Origin of the sequence: Jeotgalibacillus proteolyticus (assembly GCF_050107735.1) — a bacterium.
Lineage (GTDB): Bacteria > Bacillota > Bacilli > Bacillales > Jeotgalibacillaceae > Jeotgalibacillus > Jeotgalibacillus proteolyticus_A.
The window spans coordinates 15,855-38,500 of record NZ_JBNILO010000014.1; the positions used below are offsets into that span (position 1 = coordinate 15,855).

Genomic DNA, 22,646 nt, shown 5'->3' on the forward strand with positions numbered 1-22,646 from the left:
TTAAATGAAAAAATGGGTAACAGGAACTTTTGCAGCAGCGAGTATTTTTGCTTTAACAGCATGTGGATCAGACAACTCAGCAGGTGAGATAGAAGAAAGTGAAGATGGCGAGCCGGTTGAGCTGATTGTCGGAGCATCCAATGTACCTCACGCTGAAATTTTAGAGCAGGCACAGCCGCTGCTTGAAGAAGAAGGAGTGGACCTGGTGATTGAGACTTACCAGGACTATGTTCTTCCGAATCAGGATTTAGATGCAGGCGAAATTCATGCGAATTATTTTCAGCATGTACCTTATCTTGAATCGCAAAATGCAGATGAAGAGCTTGGCTATGATTTAGCGAATGCAGGCGGGATTCATATCGAGCCAATCGGCGTCTATTCAAAAAAATACGATACACTTGATGAATTACCGGACGGTGCTGAAATTATCATGAGCAACTCAGTGGCAGACCATGGCCGGATTTTAACGATGCTTGAAGCTGAAGGTCTGATCAAATTGGATCCGGAAGTAGATAAAACAGTTGCTGAAATCTCAGACGTTCAAGAAAATCCAAAAAACCTTGAGTTTGTAGCAGATGTAGAAGCATCTCTTCTTGTTCAGCTTTATGAAAATGAAGAAGGCGACGCTGTTCTTATCAACTCTAATTATGCGATTGATGCAGGACTTAACCCGATTGAAGATTCCATTGCACGCGAAGATGAAGATTCTCCATATGTTAATGTAATTGCAGTAAACAGCGGAGATGAAGAAAATGAAGCAGTTCAAAAGCTTGTGGAAGTTTTAACTTCTGAAGAAATCCAGGACTTTATTCTTGAAGAATGGGAAGGTTCTGTTGTTCCAGTAAGCGGAGAATAAGAACAAAATAGGCTTAAACTAAATAGCTTAAATTAAATATAAAGAGCAGCCTGGGACAAATACTTCTCAGGCTGCTCTTTTTACAGTTCACTGCGCTTTAAGCTTGCCAAATAACTCCTTTACGATAGAAAGAAAGGGGCATTGCAGTGGAAGGTGTCGACTCCAGCGGGATAAAGCGGGAAGGGTGAGACCAAGAAAATGCGGCAGCATTAAAGGGGCTCACCTCCCGCCCCGCGGAAAGCGTGTGCCTCAAACGGAACTGCCCCGGTCCTCTTGTTAAAAAAGGATCCACCTGCTTTTCAATTTACACTTGTTTTACAGAAGTAAAGGATTATGACTTCCTGTATGCGTAAATTCATTTCCTGTTTTCAAATGACCCAGTTAAAAAGAATAGGGGCATTGCAGTGGAAGGTGTCGACTCCAGCGGGATGAAGCGGGAAGGGTGAGATCGTGAAAATGCGGAAGCATTAAAGGGGCTCACCTCCCGCCCCGCGGAAAGCGTGCGCCTGAAACGGAACTGCCCCGATCCTCTTGTTAAAAAAGGATCCACCTGCTTTTCAATTGACTTTTGTATCACAGAAGTAAAGGGAAATGCACTTTTTTTATGCGTTAATTCATCTTCTGTTTTTAAATGACACAGTTAAAGAGAATAGGGGCATTGAAATGGAAGGCGTCGACTCCAGCGGGAAGCAGCGGGAAGGGTGAGACCATGAAAATGCAGAAGCATTAAAGGGACTCACCTCCCGCCCCGCGGAAAGCGTACGCCTGAAACGGAAATGCCCGGGTCCCCATTGCTAAATGAACACGAATGAGGCATTTATTAAAAGAACGAATGATCAACCCAATCCTGCACATATTAAGTTTATTCTAATTAAAAGAGGTGGCAATATGGATCATCATATCCAGGATGAAGATGTGTTTACACTTAAAGAAGCAATAGGCGAATTAAGCAGTAAAATGCCTGCCATTATGAAAACCTATCACTCCTTTACGGAGGAATGCTTTAAAGAAGGAGAGCTTACTCAAAAAGAAAAACAATTGATCGCACTTGGAGTAAGTCTTGCGACACAGGATGAATACTGTGTTCATTATCATGTCACTGGCTGTATTGATCACGGTATTTCACCTTCTCAGATCCGGGAAGTATCGGCTGTGAGCGCAGCGGTTCAGGCAGGTGCTGTCATGGCGCAGGGAGCTACAGAAGTGGAGTGGACATTGAATTTGTATGAAGAAGGACAGATGAAGCAATAAAAAATCCAGAAAAATGGTTTATCCATTTATTTGCTGGGTATATAACCTGTGTACATGAACATAAGCCACGGAAAAAACCGAAAAGGAATGATTCATTATCCATAAGATTAATATGGAGTACACAGGTGAAATGGAAAAAGCGATGCAAAGTTCTCATGGAGTAGGTTATGAAACATATATGAGACAGCATGATGTTCGCATGGAAGTTGAAATGAAAAGAGAAGAAGATTACAAAAAAGAGCAGCAATTGATTGCAGACCTTGATAGTAAACTTCACAATCATCTATAATAAGGAATGAGAAAAGAGTCAGTGTTTACTACACTGGCTTTTTTCTGGTTAAGGAACTTTCATTTTCCTCCATAATCTGTAGGATTTGATTCTTATTTTAATTTGTTATAAGATTAGAATGAGAATAAAGTGAGAATGGATTGTCCATAAAATTGCTCAAACGGAGGTAATACAGCTATGGCTTCAACATTAATTATTAAAGATCTTCATGTTGAAATTGAAGGCAAGGAGATACTTAAAGGTGTAAACCTTGAACTCGACAGCGGTAAAATACACGTTATCATGGGACCAAATGGTACGGGCAAGTCAACTCTTGCATCTGCTATTATGGGACACCCTAAATTTGATATAACTAAAGGTGAAGTTCTTCTTAATGGAGAAAATGTCCTTGAAATGGAAGTGGATGAGCGTGCACAGGCAGGCCTCTTCCTTGCTATGCAGTACCCAAGTGAAATCACAGGCGTTACAAACGCAGATTTTCTTCGTTCAGCAATCAATTCCCGTCGTGAAGAAGGACAGGAAATTTCGCTCATGAAATTTATTAAAGAACTTGATAAAAACATGGACTTCCTTGAAATGGACCAGAACATGGCTCAGCGTTATTTAAATGAAGGCTTCTCAGGCGGAGAAAAGAAACGCAACGAAATTCTTCAGTTAATGATGATCAAACCTGAATTCGGTATTCTTGATGAAATTGATTCAGGACTTGATATCGATGCGCTAAAAGTGGTTTCCAAAGGAATCAATCAAATGCGCGGTGAAGATTTCGGCTGCCTGATTATCACCCATTATCAGCGTCTGCTGAATTACATTACACCGGATCATGTTCATGTCATGATGCAGGGACGCGTAGTAAAATCCGGCGGTCCTGAGCTTGCACACCGTCTGGAATCAGAAGGCTATGACTGGATTAAGCAGGAACTGGGAATTGAAGACGAAACTGTAGGTCAAGAAGCGTAATCGTTAGGAGGATAAAGATGACGACACAAACAAACTTACCGGTTGATCAGCAAACGGTAGAGGCTTTTTCACAGCGTAACGGTGAGCCAAACTGGCTGTCGTCCCTTCGATTGGACGCACTTGCGAAAGCAGATGATCTTCCATTACCGAAGCCGGACAAAACGAAAATTGTAAATTGGAACTTTACTCAGTTTGCAAATCACACAATTGACAGTGAAGTATATGGCTCAGTAGAAGAGCTGCCGGAAAGCATCAAAACATTAATCGATGTTGAAAAACAGGAAAATTTATATATACAGCGCAATAATACACCGGCGCTTTTGACTCTTTCTGAAGAGCTGAAAGCACAGGGAGTTATTTTTACTGATATTTTAACAGCAGCAAAAGAACACCCGGAACTAGTTGAAAAATACTTTATGACAGATGCTGTAAAAGTGGATGAACACAAGCTTACAGCACTGCATGCAGCATTAGTAAACGGCGGAGCATTTTTATATGTACCTAAAAATGTAGAAATCGCTGAGCCGATCCAGGCTGTTTATGTCCATGATCATCCTGGTGCTGCATTATTTAACCATGTGCTTGTAGTGGCAGATGACAATAGCTCTGTTACGTATGTAGAATCTTATCTTGCTACTGATGATGTAAAAGAATCGGTCGTTAATATCGTTTCTGAAGTCATTGCCAAGCAAAATGCACGCGTTGTTTACGGAGCGGTTGATAATTTATCAGCAGGCACCACAACGTATGTAAACCGCCGAGGTGTTGCAGGCCGTGATTCCCGCATCGAGTGGGCGCTCGGGATGATGAATGATGGAGATACGGTTTCAGAGAATATCACCAAATTAATTGGCGATAATTCATTTGGAGATACTAAAATGGTGGTTGTGGGCCGTGGAAATCAAAAGCAGAATTTCACAACGAATATTACCCACTGGGGCAAAAACTCAGAAGGATATATCTTAAAACACGGTGTAATGAAGGATGCAGCATCTTCCATCTTCAATGGCATCGGAAAAATTGAGCATGGTGCTACAAAAGCCAATGCTGAACAGGAGTCACGTGTGCTTATGCTGAGTGAGAAAGCGCGCGGAGATGCCAACCCGATTCTGTTGATCGACGAAGATGATGTTACAGCCGGACACGCAGCTTCTGTTGGACGTGTAGATCCAATGCAGCTCTTCTATTTAATGAGCCGCGGAATATCCAAGCATGAAGCGGAGCGTCTGGTTATACATGGCTTCCTTGCACCTGTTGTGACGAAGCTTCCAATTGAGGGAGTTAAACGACAGCTGAGCGAGGTTATCGAAAGGAAAGTTCAATAATGAATGTAAATGAGATCCGCAGACAGTTCCCTATACTTGATCAGGAAGTTAATGGTCATCCACTTGTTTATTTGGATAGCGCAGCGACTTCTCAAAAGCCGCTGTCTGTGATCCAAACATTAGATGAATACTATAGAGGGTACAATTCAAATGTTCATCGTGGTGTTCATACATTAGGAACCAGAGCAACTGACCGGTATGAAGGCGCTCGTGAAAAGGTGAAAAACTTCATTAATGCCCCTTCCACTCAGGAAGTTATTTTTATGCGCGGGACTACTACTGCCATTAATACGGTTGCTCAAGGGTATGGCCGCGAAAAAGTGAGTGAGGGCGATGAGATTGTTATCACCCACATGGAACACCACAGCAATATTATCCCTTGGCAGCAGCTTGCTAAAGCAACAGGTGCTACTCTAAAGTACGTGCCACTTCAGGAAGATGGAACATTATCTCTTGAAGACGTACGTGAAACTGTAACAAAAAATACGAAAATTGTTTCCATTATGATGGTGTCAAACGTTCTTGGCACGATGAACCCGATTAAAGAGATCACCCAGATCGCTCATGAAAATGGGGCGATTATGGTAGTGGACGGCGCCCAGGCGGCTCCTCACATGAAGGTGGACGTTCAGGATCTTGACTGTGATTTCTTCGCTTTTTCGGGTCACAAAATGGGCGGACCAACCGGTATCGGTGTTCTTTACGGCAAAAAAGATATCCTGAATAAAATGGAGCCGATTGAATTTGGCGGTGAAATGATCGACTTTGTCGGTCTGCAGGAGTCGACATGGAAGGAGCTTCCTTGGAAATTTGAAGGTGGTACACCTATAATTGCAGGAGCCATCGGATTAGGTGCTGCCATCGATTTCCTTGAAGAAGTAGGGCTTGAAGAAATTGAAAAGCATGAACACCATTTAGCTGCTTATGCGATGGATAAGATGTCACAAATTGACGATATGACCATTTACGGGCCTGCAGATCCTCAGGAACGGGCAGGTCTGGTTACCTTTAATTTGGCGGATTTACATCCTCACGATCTGGCAACAGTGCTGGATGCAGAGGGAATCGCCATTCGGGCAGGCCATCACTGTGCCCAGCCGCTGATGAAGTGGCTGAATGTTTCATCCACGGCACGTGCAAGCTTTTATTTGTATAATACAGAAGAGGACATTGATAAGCTTGTCGCCGGACTTGTGAAAACAAAGGAGTATTTTAGCGATGTCTTTTAATAACTTGGATACACTTTATCGGCAAGTGATCATGGATCATTATAAAAACCCGCGCAACAAGGGTGCAATTGAAGATGGAAGTGTTACAATAGATATGAACAATCCTACTTGCGGAGACCGTATTCATCTGTCGCTTGACGTTGAAAACGGGATCGTAAAGCAAGCGAAATTTGATGGTGAAGGATGCTCGATTTCAATGGCATCCGCTTCTATGATGACGCAGGCAGTCAAAGGTCAGGAAGTAGATACAGCACTGAAAATGTCAGGAATTTTTTCCGATATGATGCTCGGTAAGGAGTACGATGATTCAATCGATCTTGGCGACATCGAAGCATTGCAGGGAGTGGCAAAGTTTCCGGCACGAATCAAATGTGCCACACTTGCCTGGAAAGCGATGGAAAAAGGAATTGACCAAAACGATTCATAATATCTGCTTTACGCATTAAAGCGTCAAAAATGAGCTGAAAGCAGCTCAATTTAAAGCAGATAAGTAAAAAAGGAGGAATCACCATGGCTAAGAAAATGCCGGATGTGGGCGATTATAAATATGGCTTTCATGACGAAGATGTTTCCATTTTTCGCTCCAAGCGTGGATTGACAAAAGAAATTGTTGAAGAAATCTCACGCATGAAAAGCGAGCCTCAATGGATGCTTGACTACCGTCTTAAAGCGCTTGAACAGTTTTACAGCATGCCAATGCCTCAATGGGGGGGCGACATGAGCGGGTTGAATTTCGATGAAATTACCTACTATGTTAAGCCTTCTGAGAAAAGTGAACGCAGCTGGGACGAGGTGCCTGAAGAGATCAAGCGTACGTTTGACAAATTAGGTATTCCTGAAGCGGAGCAAAAATACCTTGCAGGTGTATCTGCACAGTATGAATCAGAGGTTGTATACCACAACATGAAAGAAGAGCTAGAAGACATGGGAATCGTCTTTAAAGATACAGATTCTGCTCTTCGTGAAAATGAAGAACTGTTTAAAGAGCATTGGGGAACTGTTATCCCATCTCGTGACAACAAGTTTTCTGCTCTTAACTCGGCTGTATGGTCCGGCGGATCTTTCATCTATGTGCCAAAGGGCGTAAAAGTTGATACTCCGCTTCAGGCTTATTTCCGGATTAACTCAGAAAACATGGGGCAGTTTGAGCGTACCCTGATTATTGCGGATGAAGGCTCAAGCGTTCACTACGTAGAAGGCTGTACCGCTCCCGTTTATACGACAAACTCACTTCATAGTGCAGTGGTGGAAATCATCATCAAGAAAGATGCTTACTGCCGCTATACCACGATTCAAAACTGGGCGAACAATGTGTTCAACCTTGTAACGAAGCGTGCGGTGTGTGATGCAAATGCCACAATGGAATGGGTGGATGGCAACATCGGTTCGAAGCTGACGATGAAATATCCGGCGGTTATTCTTCGTGGAGAAGGCGCACGGGGCATGACGCTGTCCATCGCATTAGCAGGTAAAGGGCAGCACCAGGATGCAGGAGCAAAAATGCATCACCTGGCACCTAATACCTCTTCTACGATTGTTTCGAAATCCATTTCAAAGCAAGGCGGTAAAGTTACCTATCGCGGAATCGTTCATTTTGGACGCAAAGCTCACGGCGCGCGTTCAAATATCGAGTGCGATACACTGATCATGGATAATCAGTCCACTTCCGATACAATTCCTTACAATGAAATCTTAAACGATAATATTTCATTGGAGCATGAAGCAAAAGTATCGAAAGTATCTGAAGAGCAGCTGTTCTATCTTATGAGCCGCGGAATTTCTGAAGAAGAAGCAACAGAAATGATCGTAATGGGCTTCATCGAGCCGTTTACGAAAGAACTACCGATGGAATATGCAGTTGAAATGAACCGTCTGATTAAGTTCGAGATGGAAGGTTCAATTGGATAACTTAAGAATTGCACACATCCTTTTACAGGGTGTGTGTTTTTACATTTTTTCTCTCTTTGGAAAAGGTTCGTGTTATTAAGGGGCTATACGTATGGGCACAGAATGGGCGTTAAAGGATTCCGTTTTTTGTTATGGTACAATGAATGTAAGCATACATACTAGTAGGTGATAACATGATTTACATTGGATTAACGGGGTGGGGAGATCATCCTGATCTGTATCAGGAAAGCTCCGCTGCTAAAGAAAAATTAAAGGATTATTCGGGTCATTTTCCTATTGTAGAGCTGGACGCCTCTTTTTATGCCATTCAACCGGAACGCAATGTGGAAAAATGGATCAAAGAGACACCGGACCAATTTCAATTTGTGGTGAAGGCCTATCAGGGAATGACAGGTCATCAGCGCGGTGATATTCCTTTTGAGTCAAAAAAGGCAATGTTTGAGGCATTCAGGCAATCTGTATGGCCCCTTCATGACGCCAATAAGCTTGCCATGGTGCTTCTGCAGTTTCCGCCCTGGTTTGACTGCCGCAAGGACAATGTTGATTACATCCGCTATTGCAAAAAACAGCTTTCTGACCTTCCTCTGGCAATTGAGTTTCGCAACCAGACCTGGTATGAATCTGAATTTATGGACAGAACCATATCCTTTTTAAAGGAAGAGGACTGGATTCATAGTATTTGTGATGAACCGCAGGCTGGAGAAGGCTCGATACCGATTGTACCGGTCGTGATTCATGATAAAGCTGTACTCGTCCGCTTTCATGGACGCAATGTTCATGGCTGGACCCAAAAAGGAAATGAAAACAATTGGCGTGAGGTACGCTATTTATATGATTATAATATAGAGGAGCTTCAAGAGTGGGTGACCCGAATACAATTGCTGCATAAAAAAGTGGATGATGTGTATGTTCTCTTTAATAATAATTCCGGAGGTCATGCTGCAAAAAATGCAAAGCAGTTTATGAAATTAATGAATATTGAATACACAAATTTAGCACCGAGACAGCTGGACTTATTTTAAGCCGTTCATTAAGCGTGACTTCAATTTGTGATTTCATTTACAAACATAGAGATAGAAGCGCCGGGATAGAATTAATCGCGGGATAAATAGGCTGGAGATGAAATAGAATGGAATGGGTTTTGTTACTTTTAATAGGATTGACAGCAGGTTCTCTTGGTTCCCTTATTGGGCTAGGCGGAGGGGTAATTGTGGTGCCTGCGCTTTTATTTTTTGGATCTTCTTTAGGCTGGATTGCCGGTATTACACCTCAAACAGCCGTTGGGATTTCTCTTGTAGTGATGATCTTTACAGGGCTTTCTTCTACACTGTCTTATTTAAAAAAGAACACAGTCGATATAAAAAGCGGCCTGCTCTTTTTTATCGGCAGCGGACCGGGTACGATTGTTGGGTCCTGGGTAAATCAGAGGCTGACACTGGATTCGTTTCATTTATCGTTTGGATTTTTTATGATCTTCTTATCTTTAATTCTTATGGTACGAAATAGAATAAAGCCGATTAAGCGGTTCAAAACTGCTTCTTATCAGCGTCACTTTACAGATCCACAGGGTATGGAGTTTCAATATGGATTTCCTCCTCTCATTGGAGTGCTGGCAGCGTTCACAGTGGGATTTGGCTCTGGGTTATTTGGAATTGGCGGCGGATCGGTCATGGTGCCGGTGATGATTATTGCTTTCTTATTTCCGCCTCATGTTGCAGTAGGCACCTCTATGCTGATGGTGTTTTTATCCTCGATTACAGGATCTGCTTCTCATATAATTCTAGGTAATGTAAATTGGCTTTATGTTCTCGCACTGGCTCCGGGTGCCTGGTTCGGTGCGAAGCTGGGTGCTTGGCTGAATCATCGGCTGCGCTCGGACAAGCTGGTGCTGGTCCTTCGTTTCATTCTGGTTTTAATCGGAATCCGTTCCATTATGGAAGGGCTGTTGGGATAGCAAAAAAGGAGGAATTCTCCCATGAAAGAGACCATTCATTTTTATCATACAAATGATCTGCATAGTCATTTTGAAAACTGGCCGAGAATCCGTGATCTGCTGAAAGAGAGAAAGAAGTTTCACCAGGACAGGGGAGAAGCTGTTTTTTTATTTGACATAGGAGATCATGCAGACCGCTGGCACCCTTTAACAGAAGGTTCTAAAGGAAAAGAAAATATACAGCTGTTAAATGAAGCGGGTTATGATGCCGTGACCATTGGAAATAACGAAGGAATTACATTTGCTCATGAGGATTTGCATCATCTTTACGATGAAGCTCAATTCCCGGTTGTTCTGGCTAACCTTTTTACAAGCGAAGGGGAGCGTCCGCATTGGGTCTATCCAACGTATATTACTTCGACTGAAAAGGGAACAAAAATTGGCATTGTTGCGGTTACAGCAGAATATCCCGCATTTTATGAGAGACTCGGCTGGCTTGTAACTCCTGCAAAAGATGAATTAAAAGCTCAGGTTCGGGTCCTGAAGCAGAAAGTGGACATCGTCGTCTTTCTTTCTCATCTCGGCATCAGGGAAGATGAATGGGTAGCGGAAGAGTGTCCGGAGATTGATGTCATCATGGGAGGACACACGCATCATACCTTTGAAGAAGGAAAGCTTCAAAACCAATCATTGCTGGCTGCTGCAGGAAAGCATGGCGCATACACAGGAAAAGTGGAAATTGACTATGATCAGGTAACCCGATCAGTCACTCGAAAAACCGCTTCACTTATCGAGACAAGCCGACTTAAAGAGTCACCGCATGAAAAGCAGGAGATCCAAATGTGGCTGGATCGTGGAAAAGAACTTCTTTCTACTGTAGAAGCTTCACTCAGGGAGCCGCTCCCGCACCACCCGCTCGATCCGGATTCTGTATTATCCTCCCTTCTTGCAGACGCTTTGTTTGAATGGTGTAAAGCAGACTGTGCAATCCTGACGGGAGGTTTGCTCCTGGACTCGCTGTCTGCGGGTCCTGTCACCGCATTTGATTTACATCGGATTCTGCCTCATCCTATTAATCCATGCATTGTAGAGCTTCATGGAAGTGAACTGAAAGAAGTGCTGAGGCAGTCCCAAAATCAGGAATGGCCGACCACCGTAGTAAAGGGTCTTGGTTTTAGGGGAAGCATTCTTGGAACGTTTGTTTATAAAAATATCACACCGGAATCCTATACCTTTAAAATAGGCGGGGAAGTAATCAAAGCGGATAAAGTGTACCGGGTGGCGACAGTAGATATGTTTACATTTGGCTACTTTTTTCCTGAAATGCAAAGAGCACCGAAAGAATATTTTATGCCTGAATTTCTGCGGGATATTTTAAAATATAAACTTAAAAATTTGAGTGCCGTGTAACTTCCGTAAACACAATGAAGAGAAGTTCAGATTATAGGCAACTCGTCCATTTCTTCGCATACAATGAAGCGAAGGAGGGCGTTTTACGTGAAATTTAAATCATCGCGGCCATCTGGCCCCATGCCGCTTCGCTATGTATGGTTTATTTCCACCGTTCTCTTTATTGGGTTTACAATTCTGGGACTATGGACAATTAATGTAGGAATTAAACCGACGTTAATGAATTATGCCGAATCACAGACTAAAAAAATTGGTGCTCTTGTTATCAGTAAAGCTGTCAACAGAGAGATTGCCACGATTATGGACATAAATGAAATCATTGAAAATGTTCCAACGGATTCAGCGGAAATGGTGACGACTCAATTTAACACAGAAATTATAAATCGGGTGCAAACCGAAACGACGCAGCTGGTGCAGGAGCATCTTCGGGCAATTGAACGCGGCGACACCAGCGTATTGCGATCTCTCACCGATCTTGATCTTGAAGTGGAGGATTCGGGAGATATGGAGGGGATTGTCTATACGGTTCCTTTAGGACAAGCTACAAATAATGTCCTTTTGGGAAATCTGGGGCCCGAAGTTCCGATCCGTTTTCATGCAGTTGGCGACGTTACTTCCAACATCACCTCAAATATAAAAGAGTTTGGGATTAATAATGCGTTCGTGGAAGTGAATATTCATTTAATCGTAAACGTTCAGATCATTGTGCCTTTTGCTACAAAAGTCACAACCATTGAACAGGATATTCCCGTCGCAATGGGGCTGATCAGAGGGAAAGTTCCTGAAATTTACAATGTTGGAGAAGGCATGGCGCCATCAATGGAGGTTCCGCTTCCTTCTCCATAAAAGGTTGAAAAAGGGTTGCAGGACTGGTAGTATAGAAAAGTAAAAAGAATATCACCACATCATAATCCGATGGGGTAGAGGAGCAGTTTTTAATAGTACGCTGTGCGAGGATGACAACAACGACCACAGTGGAAAGGAAAAGCTGCCGAAATAGTGAATGTATGTCAAAGGCATCACTATTGGGGTTATCTTAAACAAGGATAACACTCTCATTGCGTAAACTTGATTTTACGTTATGAGGAGCTACAGATCGTGATGGAGCATACATTACTGAACCTATAAGAGTAATGGTAGAGACCTCTATCATTGCTCTTTTTTGCGTTTTTGGAACGATTGCCCTCAAGATACCCTGTCAAGAACAAGGAGGACATTATGGAAGGAACATGGTTGTCATTACTGCCGCCGATTATTGCGATTGCAATGGTGGTACTAACAAGAAGAGTTCTGCTCTCACTGGGAGCGGGGATTATTGCAGCGGCACTGCTGCTCGTAGATTTTTCTATTTTAAGTACGTTTGAAAAACTGTGGGCGTCATTCAGCGGTGTGTTTTGGTCAGACGGAGCATTAAATCTTTGGAACATTTTCATCATTCTATTCTTACTTATTTTAGGTGTTATTACTGCATTTATTAATATTTCTGGAGGAGCAAGAGCGTTTGGAGAGTGGGCCATGAAGCGTGTCAAAACGCGTGCAGGTGCACAGGTTCTGACTGCCTGCCTGGGAGTGATCATTTTTATCGATGACTACTTTAACTCACTTGCAGTAGGGCAGGTAGCACGTCCGCTTACAGACCGGCACCGTGTATCCCGCGCGAAGCTTGCTTACTTAATTGATTCAACTGCCGCACCGGTATGTGTAGTATCCCCTGTTTCAAGCTGGGGCGCGTACATCATAGCTGTCATCGGTGGAATCTTTACAGAGCATGCCATTACCGAATACACACCATTCTCTGCTTTTATGCAAATGATCCCGATGAACCTTTATGTCTGGGCCGCTCTTGGAATTGTCTTTATTGTGGCATTCCGCGGAGTTGATTTTGGCCAAATGAGAAAGCATGAAAATCGTGCGATCGAAACAGGCAAAGTATACGACGAAACAAAAGATATTCCCGGGGAATTAAAAAATGATCTTCCTACAAGCAGCCACGGGACAGTAGGTGACCTGATCTGGCCAATCATCGCATTAGTGATTGGAACAGTAGCCTCTATGATGTGGACAGGCAGTCAGTTGTATACCGAAGAAAATGGCGGCTCGGCTTCCATTCTGCAAATGTTTGAATTCACCGATGTACCAAAATCCCTCGTGTGGGGAGCTTCAGTTGGTCTTATCGTTTCGATTGGATTCTTTATGCGTCAAGTGAAGCGTTCGAATAAAATTGGAGGTGCTGAATTTTTCCTTGCGTTAAAAGAGGGAATCAAATCCATGCTGCCCGCCATTTATATTCTGGTATTTGCCTGGATGATTGTAGGACTCATTGGAGAACTGGAAACAGGTGAATTTCTCGCAAAAGCTGTAACCGAATCTAATTTAAATATTGCCTGGCTTCCTGTGTTATTATTCCTGATAGCAGGTATCATGGCATTTTCTACAGGAACATCATGGGGATCGTTCGGGATTCTTCTTCCGATCGCAGGTACAATTGCAATGAGCACAGATAGTTCACTTCTTCTCCCTGCTCTTGCTGCCGTCCTTGCCGGTTCTGTTTTTGGAGACCACTGTTCTCCTATTTCAGATACGACGATACTGTCATCAACCGGAGCAGGAAGTAATCACATCGATCACGTGATTACGCAGGTTCCTTATGCAGTAACAGGGGCTGTTATTGCTGCTGCCGGCTATATTCTGCTTGGTTTCACCGGCAGTACCTGGCTGGCGCTTGGACTGGTTATCCTTCTGCTGGCTGCCTTTGCCCTGATCATGGGAAGAAACCCTGATAAAGAAAGAGTGGTTTCAGCTCAGGAAACCGTTACGAAGTAAAACGAAACGGCGACATAACGGAAAACGAAAAAATAAAGAAGTGAAGATCATTCGTATGAGGTGAGTGGAGCGAAAAGCGGCGGCTTCCTGCAGGATATGACGGGGGTTGAACAAGGTACTGAGCCTCGTTCTCCTCCCTGGAAGGCGTATGACTGATGCTAAGTAAGCCTGTCAAAGAGAGGCTGAGACAAAACTCAGAAGAATCTACAGAATGAAGAAGTATTTATCAATAGTAAGAGGAGAGCATAGCGGAAGGTGGCGACTCCTGCAGGATTTGACGGTTGCTTGAGAATTTACAGGCCAAGGGCCTGGAGAGGCTCAAGCCCCCGTCCCTGCGGAAAGCGTCCGTCTGAAGCGCAGTGAACCCGTCAAAGAGCTTGAGACACTTTTGTCTCAAGCTCTTTTTTTACATTAATTTGTAAATAGGGTCCCATTCCATTTATTTCAGGTGCTAAAAGGTAAGTAATTAAACTCTTTTGGATAAAGTGTATGAAATACATGAGAATAGTACTTTAGAATCAAATCTAGATATATTCATCCAGTGTATAAGGTATTATTTGAATACTTTTTATCAACTATGCTTCCTGTAATGCCTGGTTTTTAATTGAAGTCTACATATACCAATATAATAATTAATCGAACGCAAATAGTGCTTTTACATTTAGGCATGAAGTGCTATACTATTTTTAGATTAGAATAAATAATCTGAATATATAAAAACTTCTTACTTTTAATGGAAGTTTAATGGGAGGGAAGAAAATGAGTCGTCAACAATGGGGGACACGCGCAGGATTTATTTTAGCCGCAGTTGGATCTGCAGTTGGTCTGGGAAATATTTGGCGTTTTCCATATGTAGCTTACGATAACGGTGGCGGAGCTTTTTTAATTCCATATTTATTTGCACTTTTAACAGCTGGTATTCCTATTCTAATCATGGAATTTACAATCGGTCATAAGTACCGTGGATCTGCACCGCTGTCATTTTTCCGGGCAGGAGGGAAAAAAGCAGAATGGCTTGGCTGGTGGGGCGTAGTCGTAGCCTTTGTCATTTCCACCTATTATGCAGTGATTATCGCATGGGCAATGCGGTATACCATCTTTTCTCTTGATCAGGCATGGGGGGAAGACACGGGAACGTTCCTTCAGGGAGAGTTTCTTCAGGTTCTTGAGGTCGCACCGGGTGAAACAGGAGGAATTGTATGGGGAGTTCTCATACCATTGATTCTTGTCTGGGTGATTACACTTGGTATTCTTCTAAAAGGAGTTAAGAAAGGTATTGAGATTGCCAACCGTATTTTCATTCCGACTCTGGTGATCTTATTTCTGATTATTGTGGTGCGTGCCGTCACACTTGAAGGTGCTGCTGCAGGTTTAAATGCATTTTTTGAGCCTGATTTTGATCAAATCATGAACCCTGGTGTCTGGGTTGCAGCATACGGTCATATATTCTTCAGCTTATCCATTGCATTTGCCATTATGATCACGTACTCAAGTTATTTGCCTAAGAAGTCTGATATTACGAACAATGCATTTATTACAGGCTTTGCAAATTCAGGCTTTGAGCTTCTTGCAGGTATTGGGGTATTTGCAGCGTTAGGCTTTATGGCAACGCAGCTGTCGGTTCCTGTTGATGAAGTAGCCGATGCAGGAGTAGGACTAGCGTTTGTCGTTTTTCCACAAATCATCAACCAATTCCCTGGCTTTAACGGTTTCTTCGGCGTATTGTTCTTCCTTTCTTTAACACTTGCAGGATTAACATCCTTAATGTCAATCACAGAAACATATGTAGCGGGTGTAACAGAGAAATTTGGAGTGAGCCGGAACAAAGCAGTTGTTCTGGGCGGCGGACTGGCAGCCACTATTTCGATCCTTTTTGCAACTCAGGGAGGTCTGTACTTCCTTGATATGGCGGATTACTTTATTAATCAATTCGGTGTAGCAGCTGTGGGACTCGTTGAAGTAATTATGGTAGTCTGGATTCTTCGAAAAACGAATACCTTGCAGTCTCATGCAAATCTAACTTCGGATATCCAATTGGGTGGCTGGTGGAAGGTCTGTCTTGGCGTCATCACACCACTTGTTCTTGGTTTCATGATGTTTGGTTTGCTGCAACAAAATATTCTTCAGGAATTTGACACCGACACGGGAAATTATGAAGGCTATACCACTGCATTTACGCTTTACGGAGGCGTCTCTGTAGCAGTTGCAGCGCTTCTAATCGGGATAGTACTTTCAATCGGTAAATGGAGCAAGCATCATTCGATAGCAGGTGAAAAAGAATAGAGGGGGTATCAATGATGACAGCCAGTGCCATCGTCATGATGATCATAGGAATTGTTCTCTTATGGGGAGGCCTTGCGGCAAGCATTCTGAACGCAGTAAAAAAATCTAAAAAAACAGCTTAATTTAGTTTAATGCCGATTCATAACTTATTCATAAGTAAGTGGTTGGGACTAAACTTAAATAAGTTAAAAAAGAGACAGTAATTAGTAATAGTAAGAGGTGAGCGGAGCGGAAGGTGACGACTCCTGCAGGATATGACGGCAAGCTGAGACTTTAAAGGGGCGAAGCCCTAAAAAAGGCTCAGCGGCGTCCCTGCGGAAAGCGTCCGCCTGAAGTGCAGCGAACCGGTCAAAGAGGTTGAGACACTTTTGTGTCCCAGCCTCTTTTTGTATAGATAATTTGCAAGGGTATAAGTGTGCAAAAAAATCAATATCACATACTGAATCTGCACATAACAGCCATGTCACACATCGTTCTAAGAGCGAGGGGTGAATGGCTTAAACCCCTTAAGCTCCCTTGTTTTCAACCAGTTAGTGTGATAAAGTGACATTGTCAGAAGGCTTTACATATTTTCATTTTTTTGTCGATAACTCGAACGGGTTAGAACCCCTGAACTAATTAGATGGGAGAGAATAAAATGAGCACAAAAACAAAAGACGGCTACTTAAGAAAGCCTGAGTGGCTGAAAATTAAGCTTAATACGAATGAAAATTATACGGGTCTTAAGAAAATGATGAGAGAAAATAATCTTCATACAGTTTGTGAAGAAGCAAAATGTCCGAATATTCATGAATGTTGGGGGATCAGAAGAACAGCAACCTTTATGATTTTAGGAGATGTCTGTACGCGCGCCTGCCGCTTTTGCGCTATAAAAACCGGTCTGCCTACAGAACTCGACTTAGCTGAGCCTGAAAGAGTGGCTGATTCGGTTGCTATGATGAATTTGAAGCACGCGGTTATCACTGCCGTCGCCCGGGATGATTTAAAGGACGGGGGAGCAGAAGTCTTTGCTGAAACGGTCCGTGCCATTAAAAGAAAAAATCCTTTCACTACTGTAGAAGTTCTTCCGTCTGATATGGGCGGTGTTTATGAAAACATAAAAACCTTGATGGATGCACGCCCTGATATCTTAAATCATAATATTGAAACGGTTGAGCGGTTAACGCCAAGAGTTCGTGCAAGAGCAAAATACGCACGTTCACTGGAATTGCTGCAGCGTTCAAAAGAGCTTCAGCCTGATATTCCAACAAAATCAAGTCTGATGATTGGACTTGGGGAAACAAAAGAGGAAATCATTCAAACGATGGATGATCTTCGTGCACACGATGTAGATATTATGACGATTGGCCAGTATTTGCAGCCTACCAAAAAACATCTTCCTGTAATCAAATATTATACGCCGCTTGAATTTGGAGAACTGAGAAAAATTGCTATGGGGAAAGGCTTCAAGCATTGTGAAGCAGGCCCACTTGTTCGCTCCTCTTATCATGCGGACGAGCAGGTCAATGCAGCTTCACGTGAGCGCCAGGCACAAGGAGAAAAAGTAGAGCAGGCTAAATAATGAAAAGCAGCAGATAATTCTGCTGCTTTTGCTTTGATTTTAAATAGATAAGAACAAAAAACCCGAATTAGGCGTCCAGTGATTTTGCTGCCGGAATATCCATTGCGGCTGGTGCAAGATCGATGTCTTCTTCCGCCATATCATTTTCTTCATCCTTTGTTTCACCATTAGCGTTTTCACCTTCATCAATTGGGTAGCCTTGCGGAGAAGATTCTCTCATTAGCTTTATGGTGGATGCAATGGCATCTTCCATATCACCATCATTTAAATGAGTTTGTGCAATGCTTTCAACATTCACACGAAGATTAGGGTCATCTGTAACATACACATGATACCATCTCGGAATAACAGATAAGGCATTTTTCTTTACCTGATCGGCCATTTCATTTGGATCCATCTCATGATCATAATCCTGGGCTACCTGATAAGAAATGAGAACTTCTTCATCTGTTACCACGGTAGAAACATTTTCAATCCCTGGCAACGATGCACTGAACCGGCTGATCGCATCTGCTGCGACTTGAAGATTCATTTTATAAGCAATATTATCATTTTCTCCTTCCCCATCATTGGGGTTTGCCACTTTCGTTGAAAAGCCGAAATGATTTTCGGTTGTATCTGTATCCTCAAGAGTATCCGCTGCGGCAGACTGTTCAATGTCTGTATCCACTGTTGGGGTATCTGGCAATGAACAAGCACCAAGTGTTAATGCCCCCGCCAATAAAAATGCAGCATGCTTTTTCATCCACATCGCCTCCTTACGTATAGGTTCTCCAGAGGAAGCGATATTTTATCATAGTAAATGATGGTTTTTGCGGTATAATGAACGTATCAGTTTGAAGAGTAAGGACGGTGTGAATAATGATTTCCATTCAAAATCAAACATATGAAATAGTTGATGAATATCGCGATGCATTCGACCAGGAAGCGTTTGAAGGACGATACAGCGAAATCCTCCACAAATACGATTTTATTGTAGGGGACTGGGGGTATGGACAGCTGCGCTTAAAGGGATTTTTTGACGATCAGAATCAAAAATCATCGTTTGACACTAAAATATCAACCGTAAAGGACTACTTGTTTGAATACTGTAATTTTGGCTGTCCATACTTTGTTATTAAGAAGGTAGAGACAAAAAAATGACCTGATGCCAGGTCATTTTTTGATTTTTGCTAAACAGATTAAGGAATATGCGAGCCGGGCGCAGCTCTCGGTATATCTTCGTGCAGTCCTTTATTTTCATAATTAAACGCACTGTAATAGCGCTGACCTTCTCGCCATGGTCCCGACTTATTGCGCACCAATGTATATTTTCCTCGTGGGGATCCGTAGGGACCTTCGGGTAGAGTTTCAGGTATGAGATATTCCCGCCCTACTTCTACGTTGGAAAAGTCACTGTATTCTTCGTTTTTTGCCACGTTTCGCAGCCTCCTTTTTTATAGTTTGTCCCGAAAAAGATGGTTTCACTAATGTCTTCAAGAAGAAAATCCACAATCTTGTGGTAAACTAATGAAGGATAAATCGTACATGGGAGTGAAGACCAATGTATTTTGTTGACCGTGAAAAAATTGAACAGATGCTTGTTTATATGGAAGAAAAGACTTCATACTTTAAACAGCAGCTTTCCTTTGAATCGGATACTGAAAAGTTTGCACTTGAGCGGACCGCACATATGATCATTGAAAGCATCCTGGATGTTGGAAACAGCATGATTGACGGATTCATCATGCGGGATCCCGGCAGCTACGATGATATTATTGATATACTCGATGATGAAAAAGTAATAACGGAAGAGATGACCCCGCTGCTTAAAGACTTAATCCAGCTAAGAAAGCAGCTGGTACAGGATTATCTGACAGTAGATCACGCTGAAATTGCCCGATCACTGGAAGAATCCATGCCTGCGATCACCCAATTCCCAGGCAGTGTCAGAAAGTATTTAGAAACGGAATTGGGACCGGTGTCTGCTTTTAAAAAATAAGTTGCATGATGTGAAATTTTATGGCTTTACGTTAGAAAGGATGTTTGAACTTGAAAGCATATAAAGGATATTTAATCGATTTAGATGGAACAATGTATAGAGGGACAGAACCGATAAAGGAAGCAGTCGCTTTTGTTAAAAAACTGCATGAGCGTGGAATTCCTTATTTATTTGTCACAAATAATTCTTCTAAAACGCCAGATCAGGTGGCGGAGCATTTGACAAAATTCGATGTTCCGGTGTCAAATGATCAGGTATTTACGACTTCTATGGCAACCGCGGCATTTATTTCCCAGGAAAAGATGGATGCGTCTGTCTATGTTATTGGCGGCGAAGGGATCCGTCAGGCTCTCCAGGAAAAAGGGATGGAGCTTGTGACCGAATCCCCTGACTATGTAGTGGTAGGACTTGACCGGGATATTACGTACGAAAAATTAGCTCTTGGCTGCCTGGCTGTGCGCGGCGGGGCAAAATTCATTTCCACTAATGGAGATATCGCTATACCAACAGAGCGGGGCTTGCTGCCTGGCAATGGTTCGCTTACTTCAGTTATTACGGTATCCACACAAACAGAGCCTGTTTTTATCGGCAAGCCTGAAGCGATCATAATGGAACAGGCATTACAAGTACTCGGTCTTCCTAAAGAAGAAGTAGCGATGATTGGAGATAATTACGATACGGACATTACTGCGGGGTTAAACGTAGGGATGGACACCATTATTGTGCATACGGGAGTAACCACTAAGGATATCCTGATGACGATGGAAAGACAGCCTACTTTTTCAATCACTTCCTTATCAGAGTGGGATATTTTATAAAAATAGGGGGATCATGGTGAAAAAAGTATTTATTACTCGAAAGATTGATGAAGAAGTGATTCAGACACTGTCCTCTCACTTTCAAGTGGAGGTTTGGCACTCCGAGGATCATGCCTGCCCGCGGGAAGAATTAATGAAGCAGGCCGCAGACAGCCATGCTCTGTTAACCATGCTGTCAGACCAGGTGGATAAAGAGCTGCTTGAACACGCTCCACAGCTTGAAATCGTGGCGAATCTCGCAGTGGGCTATGATAATATAGATGTTAAGGCAGCAGCTGAAAAAGGAATCACAATCACAAATACACCAGATGTGCTCACGGACACGACTGCTGATCTTGCTTTTTCCCTCCTAATGGCTTCAGCGCGAAGAATCGTTGAATCAGCGGATTACATAAAGCAGGGCAGCTGGCAGTCCTGGTCGCCTTATTTACTGGCAGGCAGCGACATTCACCATAAGACAATCGGAATCATTGGCATGGGCAAAATTGGGGAAGCAGTGGCAAAAAGAGCCAAAGGCTTTGATATGACCATTTTGTACCATAACCGCTCGAGAAACCATGAAGCAGAAGAAAATCTTCAGGCAGTTTACCGGACGCTGGATGAGCTGCTAGAGGAGTCTGACTTTGTTGTTTGTCTCGCGCCTCTAACCGAAGAAACAAAAGGGATGATGGGCGCAGAGCAATTTGCTCTTATGAAGGAGACAGCTTATTTTATTAATGCTGGCAGAGGACCTGTTGCAGATGAAAAAGCATTAATACAAGCACTTCAGAATAAAGAAATTGCAGGAGCAGGATTGGATGTATTTGAAAAGGAACCGATCGATTCCTCCCATCCTCTTTTATCCATGAAAAACGTAATCGCTGTCCCGCATATTGGCAGCTCTTCCTTTGAAACAAGAAAAATCATGATGGAGCTATGTGCAGAAAATATCATCCATGTCCTGACAGGGAAAGCTCCTTTAACAAAAGTGCAATAAAGCGGTAAAGATGCTATGCAAGCCGACTTAAAGCCCCCCGCATCAGCGCGAGGGGCTTTAAGTGTATAAGAAGTGGAATAAGTGCCACTTGCATTATATTCAGTTCAAATTAAAATACCTGCTCTACCTCAACGACGCCTGGAACTTCTTCAAGCAGTGCGCGTTCAATCCCTGCTTTAAGAGTAATTGTCGAACTTGGGCAAGTGCCGCAAGCACCAAGAAGTCTGAGTTTCACAATGCCGTCTTCTACGTCTACCAATTCACAGTCTCCGCCATCGCGAAGAAGGAATGGACGAAGCTTATCAAGAACTTCCTGAACCGAATCTTTCATTTCAACTTCTGTCATTCGAATCGACTCCTTTCCTACCTTCTATTATAATAAGGATGAAGAAAAAAATCCATCCAGATTGATTCATTTGTTTAAAATTGAAAGGAAGTGTCTGCATGTTAGTTAAACCTGTGACCGTAACGGTGTATGGTGCCGAAACAATTTGCCCAAGCTGCGTCGGTGCTCCATCATCGAAAGAAACATACGAATGGCTTGAGGCCGCACTCGGACGTAAATTTCCCAATCAGTCCTTCACAATGGAGTATGTGGATATAAATCAAAAGCATGAGGACGAGAAAAAAACAGCGTTTATTGAACGAATGGAAGAAGAGGATTTATTTTATCCTGTGGTACTGATCGAGGACCATATTGTAGGAGAAGGCAATCCAAGGCTGAAAGCTGTCTTTGAAGAATTTGAAAAGTACGGCTATAAAGCAGAAGCGTGATCATAAAAAATCCTGGCACGTAAAACTTTTTAAAGAATGTTTAAACATACGCCGCATATTATGTTGAGATCGTCTATTTTTCAATAGGAAAAGGTGATGACTCAAATGAATGTGTTTAAAAAAACGTGCAAAATCTTTATTCTATCCAATCTTGCCGTCGTCGCCACTTTAATCCTGCTGCCAGTTATTATTGTTACAGGAGAGGCGGAACTGCTTACTCAATTTGTTCATTACATTTCAAAAGAATGATGAGACCAGAAGAACAATCC

25 protein-coding genes and 1 riboswitch are annotated in these 22,646 nt (G+C 42.8%); of the genes, 22 read left to right on the forward strand and 3 right to left on the reverse strand.

The features are described from left to right. Positions 1 to 4 precede the first annotated feature (4 nt). From ACQCT8_RS17060 to lipA, 16 genes are all read left to right on the forward strand, one after another. Complete coding sequence (locus ACQCT8_RS17060; RefSeq protein WP_426873131.1) at positions 5 to 856, forward strand: MetQ/NlpA family ABC transporter substrate-binding protein; 852 nt, start codon at positions 5 to 7, stop codon at positions 854 to 856. Between the two features lie 888 nt (positions 857 to 1,744). Next, positions 1,745 to 2,107, forward strand: coding sequence for a carboxymuconolactone decarboxylase family protein (locus ACQCT8_RS17065; RefSeq protein WP_426873133.1), 363 nt, complete (start codon positions 1,745 to 1,747; stop codon positions 2,105 to 2,107). A gap of 130 nt (positions 2,108 to 2,237) precedes the next feature. Beyond that, the gene (locus tag ACQCT8_RS17070; RefSeq protein WP_278240426.1) at positions 2,238 to 2,396 is read left to right on the forward strand and encodes a hypothetical protein; all 159 of its coding nucleotides are present in this window, start codon (positions 2,238 to 2,240) and stop codon (positions 2,394 to 2,396) included. Between the two features lie 177 nt (positions 2,397 to 2,573). Further along, the gene (sufC, locus tag ACQCT8_RS17075; protein ID WP_278240427.1) at positions 2,574 to 3,356 is read left to right on the forward strand and encodes a Fe-S cluster assembly ATPase SufC; all 783 of its coding nucleotides are present in this window, start codon (positions 2,574 to 2,576) and stop codon (positions 3,354 to 3,356) included. A gap of 17 nt (positions 3,357 to 3,373) precedes the next feature. Continuing rightward, positions 3,374 to 4,681 carry a Fe-S cluster assembly protein SufD gene (sufD, locus tag ACQCT8_RS17080; protein ID WP_426873135.1) on the forward strand — a complete coding sequence of 436 codons (1,308 nt, stop codon included), beginning with the start codon at positions 3,374 to 3,376 and terminating at the stop codon, positions 4,679 to 4,681. Continuing rightward, a complete protein-coding gene (locus ACQCT8_RS17085; protein ID WP_426873137.1) occupies positions 4,681 to 5,910 on the forward strand; it encodes a cysteine desulfurase in 1,230 nt (409 codons plus the stop codon). The genes sufD and ACQCT8_RS17085 overlap by 1 nt, the downstream gene beginning before the upstream one ends. Then, complete coding sequence (gene sufU / locus ACQCT8_RS17090) at positions 5,900 to 6,337, forward strand: Fe-S cluster assembly sulfur transfer protein SufU (RefSeq protein WP_278240430.1); 438 nt, start codon at positions 5,900 to 5,902, stop codon at positions 6,335 to 6,337. The genes ACQCT8_RS17085 and sufU overlap by 11 nt, the downstream gene beginning before the upstream one ends. Before the next feature lie 83 nt (positions 6,338 to 6,420). Then, on the forward strand, positions 6,421 to 7,818 hold the full coding sequence (sufB, locus tag ACQCT8_RS17095) for a Fe-S cluster assembly protein SufB (RefSeq protein WP_278240431.1): 1,398 nt from the start codon (positions 6,421 to 6,423) through the stop codon (positions 7,816 to 7,818). Between the two features lie 173 nt (positions 7,819 to 7,991). Beyond that, positions 7,992 to 8,840 carry a DUF72 domain-containing protein gene (locus tag ACQCT8_RS17100; protein ID WP_426873139.1) on the forward strand — a complete coding sequence of 283 codons (849 nt, stop codon included), beginning with the start codon at positions 7,992 to 7,994 and terminating at the stop codon, positions 8,838 to 8,840. Between the two features lie 107 nt (positions 8,841 to 8,947). Continuing rightward, positions 8,948 to 9,772 carry a sulfite exporter TauE/SafE family protein gene (locus ACQCT8_RS17105; RefSeq protein ID WP_426873140.1) on the forward strand — a complete coding sequence of 275 codons (825 nt, stop codon included), beginning with the start codon at positions 8,948 to 8,950 and terminating at the stop codon, positions 9,770 to 9,772. 21 nt (positions 9,773 to 9,793) lie between these two features. Further along, positions 9,794 to 11,161 (forward strand): bifunctional metallophosphatase/5'-nucleotidase, encoded by a 1,368-nt coding sequence (locus tag ACQCT8_RS17110; protein WP_426873142.1) that lies wholly within the window; start codon positions 9,794 to 9,796, stop codon positions 11,159 to 11,161. A gap of 87 nt (positions 11,162 to 11,248) precedes the next feature. Next, positions 11,249 to 12,007, forward strand: a complete 759-nt coding sequence (yunB, locus tag ACQCT8_RS17115; protein WP_426873144.1) for a sporulation protein YunB — start codon at positions 11,249 to 11,251, stop codon at positions 12,005 to 12,007. Between the two features lie 67 nt (positions 12,008 to 12,074). Further along, positions 12,075 to 12,261, forward strand: a riboswitch (Lysine riboswitch). 118 nt (positions 12,262 to 12,379) lie between these two features. After that, complete coding sequence (locus ACQCT8_RS17120) at positions 12,380 to 13,984, forward strand: Na+/H+ antiporter NhaC family protein (protein ID WP_426873146.1); 1,605 nt, start codon at positions 12,380 to 12,382, stop codon at positions 13,982 to 13,984. A 759-nt stretch (positions 13,985 to 14,743) separates the two neighbouring features. Beyond that, complete coding sequence (locus tag ACQCT8_RS17125) at positions 14,744 to 16,267, forward strand: sodium-dependent transporter (protein ID WP_426873148.1); 1,524 nt, start codon at positions 14,744 to 14,746, stop codon at positions 16,265 to 16,267. A gap of 11 nt (positions 16,268 to 16,278) precedes the next feature. Further along, a complete protein-coding gene (locus tag ACQCT8_RS17130; protein WP_426873150.1) occupies positions 16,279 to 16,389 on the forward strand; it encodes a methionine/alanine import family NSS transporter small subunit in 111 nt (36 codons plus the stop codon). 515 nt (positions 16,390 to 16,904) lie between these two features. Then, positions 16,905 to 17,828, forward strand: coding sequence for a lipoyl synthase (gene lipA, locus ACQCT8_RS17135; protein ID WP_426873152.1), 924 nt, complete (start codon positions 16,905 to 16,907; stop codon positions 17,826 to 17,828). Between the two features lie 67 nt (positions 17,829 to 17,895). On the opposite strand, the gene ACQCT8_RS17140 is transcribed toward lipA, so the two are convergent. Continuing rightward, positions 17,896 to 18,573 (reverse strand): YhcN/YlaJ family sporulation lipoprotein, encoded by a 678-nt coding sequence (locus tag ACQCT8_RS17140; RefSeq protein ID WP_426873154.1) that lies wholly within the window; start codon positions 18,571 to 18,573, stop codon positions 17,896 to 17,898. Between the two features lie 116 nt (positions 18,574 to 18,689). Between ACQCT8_RS17140 and ACQCT8_RS17145 the strand changes: the two genes are divergently transcribed. Next, positions 18,690 to 18,971 carry a YutD family protein gene (locus ACQCT8_RS17145; protein WP_426873156.1) on the forward strand — a complete coding sequence of 94 codons (282 nt, stop codon included), beginning with the start codon at positions 18,690 to 18,692 and terminating at the stop codon, positions 18,969 to 18,971. 38 nt (positions 18,972 to 19,009) lie between these two features. Here ACQCT8_RS17145 and ACQCT8_RS17150 read toward each other — a convergent pair whose 3' ends face one another. Further along, positions 19,010 to 19,255: a cytosolic protein gene (locus ACQCT8_RS17150; protein ID WP_426873252.1), complete on the reverse strand. Its 246-nt coding sequence runs from the start codon at positions 19,253 to 19,255 to the stop codon at positions 19,010 to 19,012. Positions 19,256 to 19,371: 116 nt separating this feature from the next. Here ACQCT8_RS17150 and ACQCT8_RS17155 point away from each other — a divergent pair, with 116 nt between their 5' ends. From ACQCT8_RS17155 to ACQCT8_RS17165, 3 genes are read left to right on the forward strand one after another with little or no spacing between them, the layout of a single operon-like run. Further along, positions 19,372 to 19,809, forward strand: a complete 438-nt coding sequence (locus ACQCT8_RS17155) for a DUF86 domain-containing protein (RefSeq protein ID WP_426873158.1) — start codon at positions 19,372 to 19,374, stop codon at positions 19,807 to 19,809. A gap of 50 nt (positions 19,810 to 19,859) precedes the next feature. After that, on the forward strand, positions 19,860 to 20,627 hold the full coding sequence (locus ACQCT8_RS17160) for a TIGR01457 family HAD-type hydrolase (protein WP_426873160.1): 768 nt from the start codon (positions 19,860 to 19,862) through the stop codon (positions 20,625 to 20,627). 13 nt (positions 20,628 to 20,640) lie between these two features. After that, positions 20,641 to 21,603: a 2-hydroxyacid dehydrogenase gene (locus tag ACQCT8_RS17165; protein ID WP_426873162.1), complete on the forward strand. Its 963-nt coding sequence runs from the start codon at positions 20,641 to 20,643 to the stop codon at positions 21,601 to 21,603. Positions 21,604 to 21,712: 109 nt separating this feature from the next. Here ACQCT8_RS17165 and ACQCT8_RS17170 read toward each other — a convergent pair whose 3' ends face one another. Beyond that, positions 21,713 to 21,949, reverse strand: a complete 237-nt coding sequence (locus tag ACQCT8_RS17170) for a NifU family protein (RefSeq protein WP_039810717.1) — start codon at positions 21,947 to 21,949, stop codon at positions 21,713 to 21,715. A 98-nt stretch (positions 21,950 to 22,047) separates the two neighbouring features. Here ACQCT8_RS17170 and ACQCT8_RS17175 point away from each other — a divergent pair, with 98 nt between their 5' ends. Together ACQCT8_RS17175 and ACQCT8_RS17180 are read left to right on the forward strand one after the other, a co-directional pair. After that, complete coding sequence (locus ACQCT8_RS17175) at positions 22,048 to 22,377, forward strand: YuzD family protein (RefSeq protein WP_426873165.1); 330 nt, start codon at positions 22,048 to 22,050, stop codon at positions 22,375 to 22,377. Between the two features lie 105 nt (positions 22,378 to 22,482). Next, complete coding sequence (locus tag ACQCT8_RS17180) at positions 22,483 to 22,626, forward strand: hypothetical protein (protein ID WP_426873167.1); 144 nt, start codon at positions 22,483 to 22,485, stop codon at positions 22,624 to 22,626. Positions 22,627 to 22,646: the final 20 nt, after the last annotated feature.

Excerpts from the sequence above, each read along its gene's own strand:
- sufD (WP_426873135.1), top strand. The coding sequence starts at position 3,374 with ATGACGACACAAACAAACTTACCGGTTGATCAGCAAACGGTAGAGGCT.
- ACQCT8_RS17165 (WP_426873162.1), top strand. The coding sequence starts at position 20,641 with ATGGTGAAAAAAGTATTTATTACTCGAAAGATTGATGAAGAAGTGATT.
- sufB (WP_278240431.1), top strand. The coding sequence starts at position 6,421 with ATGGCTAAGAAAATGCCGGATGTGGGCGATTATAAATATGGCTTTCAT.
- ACQCT8_RS17110 (WP_426873142.1), top strand. The coding sequence starts at position 9,794 with ATGAAAGAGACCATTCATTTTTATCATACAAATGATCTGCATAGTCAT.
- ACQCT8_RS17100 (WP_426873139.1), top strand. The coding sequence starts at position 7,992 with ATGATTTACATTGGATTAACGGGGTGGGGAGATCATCCTGATCTGTAT.
- ACQCT8_RS17120 (WP_426873146.1), top strand. The coding sequence starts at position 12,380 with ATGGAAGGAACATGGTTGTCATTACTGCCGCCGATTATTGCGATTGCA.
- ACQCT8_RS17180 (WP_426873167.1), top strand. The coding sequence starts at position 22,483 with ATGAATGTGTTTAAAAAAACGTGCAAAATCTTTATTCTATCCAATCTT.
- ACQCT8_RS17130 (WP_426873150.1), top strand. The coding sequence starts at position 16,279 with ATGATGACAGCCAGTGCCATCGTCATGATGATCATAGGAATTGTTCTC.
- sufU (WP_278240430.1), top strand. The coding sequence starts at position 5,900 with ATGTCTTTTAATAACTTGGATACACTTTATCGGCAAGTGATCATGGAT.
- ACQCT8_RS17065 (WP_426873133.1), top strand. The coding sequence starts at position 1,745 with ATGGATCATCATATCCAGGATGAAGATGTGTTTACACTTAAAGAAGCA.
- ACQCT8_RS17085 (WP_426873137.1), top strand. The coding sequence starts at position 4,681 with ATGAATGTAAATGAGATCCGCAGACAGTTCCCTATACTTGATCAGGAA.
- ACQCT8_RS17170 (WP_039810717.1), bottom strand. The coding sequence starts at position 21,949 with ATGACAGAAGTTGAAATGAAAGATTCGGTTCAGGAAGTTCTTGATAAG.
- ACQCT8_RS17125 (WP_426873148.1), top strand. The coding sequence starts at position 14,744 with ATGAGTCGTCAACAATGGGGGACACGCGCAGGATTTATTTTAGCCGCA.
- ACQCT8_RS17105 (WP_426873140.1), top strand. The coding sequence starts at position 8,948 with ATGGAATGGGTTTTGTTACTTTTAATAGGATTGACAGCAGGTTCTCTT.
- ACQCT8_RS17175 (WP_426873165.1), top strand. The coding sequence starts at position 22,048 with ATGTTAGTTAAACCTGTGACCGTAACGGTGTATGGTGCCGAAACAATT.
- ACQCT8_RS17145 (WP_426873156.1), top strand. The coding sequence starts at position 18,690 with ATGATTTCCATTCAAAATCAAACATATGAAATAGTTGATGAATATCGC.
- ACQCT8_RS17140 (WP_426873154.1), bottom strand. The coding sequence starts at position 18,573 with ATGAAAAAGCATGCTGCATTTTTATTGGCGGGGGCATTAACACTTGGT.
- sufC (WP_278240427.1), top strand. The coding sequence starts at position 2,574 with ATGGCTTCAACATTAATTATTAAAGATCTTCATGTTGAAATTGAAGGC.
- ACQCT8_RS17060 (WP_426873131.1), top strand. The coding sequence starts at position 5 with ATGAAAAAATGGGTAACAGGAACTTTTGCAGCAGCGAGTATTTTTGCT.
- ACQCT8_RS17070 (WP_278240426.1), top strand. The coding sequence starts at position 2,238 with ATGGAAAAAGCGATGCAAAGTTCTCATGGAGTAGGTTATGAAACATAT.
- ACQCT8_RS17155 (WP_426873158.1), top strand. The coding sequence starts at position 19,372 with ATGTATTTTGTTGACCGTGAAAAAATTGAACAGATGCTTGTTTATATG.
- lipA (WP_426873152.1), top strand. The coding sequence starts at position 16,905 with ATGAGCACAAAAACAAAAGACGGCTACTTAAGAAAGCCTGAGTGGCTG.